This window comes from Trebonia kvetii (assembly GCF_007827045.1).
Taxonomy (GTDB): domain Bacteria; phylum Actinomycetota; class Actinomycetes; order Streptosporangiales; family Streptosporangiaceae; genus Trebonia; species Trebonia kvetii.
The window spans coordinates 1-282 of record NZ_RPFW01000073.1 but is presented as its reverse complement, the minus strand read 5'-3'; the positions used below and the strand labels follow the sequence as shown (position 1 = coordinate 282).

Annotated in this window: 1 protein-coding gene; it reads left to right on the top strand. The window is 63.5% G+C overall.

Annotated features, from left to right (window positions below):
- A partial coding sequence (locus EAS64_RS45385; RefSeq protein ID WP_500691532.1) for a hypothetical protein occupies positions 1–197 on the top strand: 197 nt, incomplete at its 5' end.
- Positions 198–282: the final 85 nt, after the last annotated feature.

Below are 282 nucleotides of genomic sequence, written 5' to 3'. Positions count from 1 at the left end.
TCAGCCATCAGCACATCCTCCGGTCGCTGGGGACGTTCCCGGCCAGGGAACTCGTCCGGCAGTGGCTGAGGGCAGGCGTGCTGGAGGACGGCCGGATCACCCTGACCAGGGAGGGAACCCCCCAGGGTTCGTTATGTTCAGCTATGCATAATGAACCCTATGCGCAGTGCTGGGTTATGCGCAGTGCCGACTCATAGTGCCTGGCAGGGGCGGTTTGGCGGGTGGGCACTGCGCATAATTTCCGGGCGCTCAGAGGTTGGTGAGCCAGTCGATGAGGCTGGC